Raw genomic sequence first — 3,837 nt, 5'->3', positions numbered from 1 at the left:
GGGCATCATCACCGCGATGTAGAAAAACGCCTTGGTCTTGCCCGTGGTGTAGCGCGCCATGTAATAGGCGATGGGGAACGCGATCACTGCGCTGGCAATCGACACCGCTATTGCCATGCTCAACGTGCGTTCGATGATGTCGAAATTCGCCGGGTTGAATAGCGCGGCAAAGTTGGCCAGGGTCAGGTCTGGGGTGACCGCCATGGTGAAGTCGTCAAAGGTGTAAAACCCTTGCCACAGCAGGGTTAGTAGCGAGCCGAGGTACACCGCGCCGAACCATAGCAACGGCGGAATCAGCAGCAGCGCCAAGTACAGATTGGGTCGGCGATACAGCAGGTTGGAGCAGCGCCGCAGCGGCGACTGTCCGCGCTGCGTGCCTGGGTGAGTGATGGCCTGGCTCATGATTACGCGCCCTCGCTCACGGCGGTTTCATGCAGCGCAATCATGGCTTCGCGAGACCAGCGAGCGGTAAGCCGTTGTCCGGGCTGATGCTGGGCCGTGGTGTCCAGCCATTGAGTGTTGGCGTGGCTGATGTTCAAGGTCTGGCCGTTGTCGAGCTGGAGTTCGTAGCGAGTGGCGCTGCCCTGATATTGAATGTCATGGAGCAAACCGCTGACCTGAATCTCATGGCTGCCGGCCTGGCCTTCGGCGAAGCGAATGTGCTCAGGGCGAATTGAAAAGGGCAGGGCGGTGCCGCTTAATTGCAGGGCCAACTCGCCGCGCAGTACGTTAGAGGTGCCGACGAATTCAGCGACGAACGTGGTGGCTGGTTTCATGTACAAATTACGCGGCGTATCAACCTGCTCAATGCGCCCTTTGTGGAACACGGCCACGCGGTCGGACATCGACAGCGCTTCGGTTTGATCGTGGGTGACGAAAATGAAGGTGATGCCGAGTTGGCGTTGCAGCTTTTTCAGCTCGCCCTGCATCTGCTCGCGGAGCTTCAAGTCAAGTGCGCCCAGTGGCTCATCCAGCAATAACACCCGTGGCCGATTGACCAGCGCTCGGGCCAAGGCCACGCGCTGCCGTTGGCCGCCGGAAAGCTGTACCGGTTTACGCTCGCCGTAACCGTCCAGTGCGACCATGGCCAATGCTTCTTGAGCACGGTTTTGACGCTCGGTCTTGGCGACACCTTTGACCTTCAGGCCGTAGGCGACGTTGTCCCGTACGTTCATGTGCGGGAACAGGGCGTAATCCTGAAACACCGTATTCACGTCACGTTCGTACGGTGGCAGGCCGGCGGCTTCTTCGCCGTGAATGCGGATCGAACCTGCGCTCGGCTGCTCGAAACCGGCAATCAAGCGCAGACAGGTCGTTTTGCCCGAGCCCGACGGGCCCAGCATGGAGAAGAACTCGCCGTCCTGGATATCGATAGAAACCCGGTCAACGGCCTTCACTTCGCCGAACTGACGGGAAACGTTAGTGAACTGGACTGCAAGTGTCATGGGTAGTGCTCCGAAAGTACGGGCCAATCATTTACGACCGCGTCGCGGTCGATCGCGAGCAAGCCCGCTCCTACAGGTGCTCGATATTTGTAGGAGCGGGCTTGCTCGCGATAAGGTCCGCAGGACCTTCAAAGGTACTCAGCGGCCGCCCATGATCGCGATGTAATCCTGGGTCCAGCGGCTGTAAGGCACGAACTTGCCGCCCTCAGCTTGCGGCGTGGTCCAGAACGCGATTTTGTCGAACTGGTCGAAGCCGTTGGTATTGCACCCTTCAGCCCCGAGCAACTCGCTGGCTTTGCAGGCCGCCGGTACCGCTGGCAACGAACCGAACCAGGCCGCTACATCGCCCTGAACCTTGGGTTGCAGCGACCAGTCCATCCATTTGTAAGCGCAGTTCGGGTGTTTCGCGTCGGCGTGCAGCATGGTGGTGTCGGCCCAGCCGGTGGCACCTTCTTTCGGGATGGTAGAGGCGACTGGCTGCTTGTCGGTTTGCAGGCCGTTGACCATGTAGCCCCACGAGCTGGACGCCGCGACGCCTTCGTTTTTCACGTCACTCATTTGCACGGTCGCGTCGTGCCAGTAGCGGTGAATCAATGCGTGCTGTTCACGCAGCACATCAAGCACGGCCTTGTACTGCGCTTCGGTCAGCTCGTAGGGATTTTTGATGCCCAGCTCTGGCTTGGTCGACTTCAAATACAGTGCCGCGTCGGCGATGTAGATCGGGCCGTCATACGCCTGCACCCGACCTTTATTAGATTTGCCGTCGGGAAGGTTTTGCTCTTTGAACACCACGTCCCAACTGACCGGCGGAGTCTTGAACACGTTGGTGTTGTACAGCAACACGTTCGGGCCCCACTGATATGGCGTGCCGTAGGTTTGTTTGTTGACCACGTACCACGGGCCGTTCACCAACCGGGGGTCAAGGTTCTTCCAGTTTGGGATCAGCGCGGTGTTGATCGGCTGAACCCGTTTCCCGACGATCAGCCGCAGCGACGCATCACCCGATGCAGTCACCAAGTCATAGCCGCCCTTGGACATCAAACTGACCATCTCATCGGAGGTGGCGGCAGTTTTCACGCTGACCTTGCAGCCGGTTTCCTGTTCAAAGCCCGTCACCCAGTCGTAGGCTTTGTCGCTTTCGCCGCGCTCGATGTAGCCCGGCCACGCAACAATATCCAGTTGGCCTTCGCCTGCTCCCACGGTTTTAAGCATTTCTGCTGCCTGTATGCCGCAACTGCCGAACAAGCTGGTGACTACAGCGCTGAGTATTGTGGTCTTGAGCACTGACATGGGGGTTCCCTCTTCTTTAATTATGGTCGGGGCAGTGTTTTTGCAGGCAGCTACAAGCTTTAAGCTCCAAGCTGCAAGAGACCTATCGCCCTTACTATTACTTGTAGCCAGAAGATTGCAGGGTGTAGCCGTTCTTATGGTTTTTGATTCCGCTTTGCTCTTACTTGAAGCTTGACGCTTACTGTTTATAGCACCGTGCCATGGCGCGCCATAATGTGCCGCACCACGCTGTAATCCTGCAGCGAGTCGCTGGACAAGTCCTTGCCATAGCCCGAGCGCTTCAATCCGCCGTGGGGCATCTCGCTGACCAGCATGAAATGGCTGTTGATCCACGTGCATCCGTACTGCAAACGCGCGGCTACTTGCATGGCTTTGTCGAGGTTATGGGTCCAGATCGATGATGCCAGGCCGTATTCCGAGTCGTTGGCCCAGTCCACCGCTTGCTCCAGTTGATCGAAACGGGTCACGGTCACCACCGGGCCGAACACTTCACGCTGGACGATTTCATCGCTCTGCTTGCAGCCCGCCAACAACGTCGGTTGATAGAAGAACCCCGCGCCGGAATGCACGGCCGCACCGGTAATGCGTTCGATATGTGGCTGGCCCAGCGCACGCTCGACAAAGCTGGCCACCCGGTCCCGCTGCCGGGTGCTGATCAGCGGGCCGATTTCGTTGTCGGCGTCGCGTTTGCCAGCAAAGCGCAGGCTGCTGACCGCCGCGCCGAGTTCGGCCACCAGGCGGTCATGGATGCCGGTTTGCGCATAGATCCGGCATGCGGCAGTGCAATCCTGTCCGGCGTTGTAATAGCCATAGGTGCGGACGCCCTCGACCACCGCCTGAATATCAGCATCGTTGCAGACGATCACCGGGGCCTTGCCGCCCAGTTCCAAATGCGTGCGCTTGAGTGTTTTGGCCGCGGCCTGGAGGATTTTCTGTCCGGTAACGATATCGCCGGTCAGGGATACCATGCGCACTTTCGGGTGGCTGACTAAATGGCTGCCGACGCCTTCACCGCCACCGCAAATAATGTTGATCACCCCGCGCGGCAACAGCTGCGCCAGTGCGGGCGCCAATGCCAGAATTGACAGGGGCGTGTGTTCGG

At 59.0% G+C, this 3,837-nt stretch carries 3 protein-coding genes and 1 pseudogene; all 4 read right to left on the bottom strand.

Annotated elements, in window-relative coordinates:
• Positions 1–402, bottom strand: a pseudogene (locus tag M0974_RS30230) (ABC transporter permease); the annotation flags it as partial.
• Between the two features lie 2 nt (positions 403–404).
• Positions 405–1,445, bottom strand: coding sequence for an ABC transporter ATP-binding protein (locus M0974_RS30225; protein ID WP_297845594.1), 1,041 nt, complete (start codon positions 1,443–1,445; stop codon positions 405–407).
• A 138-nt stretch (positions 1,446–1,583) separates the two neighbouring features.
• Positions 1,584–2,735: a putative ABC transporter substrate-binding protein YdcS gene (gene ydcS, locus M0974_RS30220; RefSeq protein ID WP_297845592.1), complete on the bottom strand. Its 1,152-nt coding sequence runs from the start codon at positions 2,733–2,735 to the stop codon at positions 1,584–1,586.
• A 185-nt stretch (positions 2,736–2,920) separates the two neighbouring features.
• Positions 2,921–3,837, bottom strand: a 917-nt coding sequence (locus M0974_RS30215) for an aldehyde dehydrogenase family protein (protein ID WP_297845591.1), incomplete at its 5' end; no start/stop codon positions are given.

Origin of the sequence: Pseudomonas sp., from assembly GCF_026224925.1 — a bacterium.
In the GTDB taxonomy this organism is placed as follows: Bacteria; Pseudomonadota; Gammaproteobacteria; order Pseudomonadales; family Pseudomonadaceae; genus Aquipseudomonas.
Note: the sequence above shows the minus strand (reverse complement) of the source record. Positions and strands in the feature narration are given on the sequence as shown.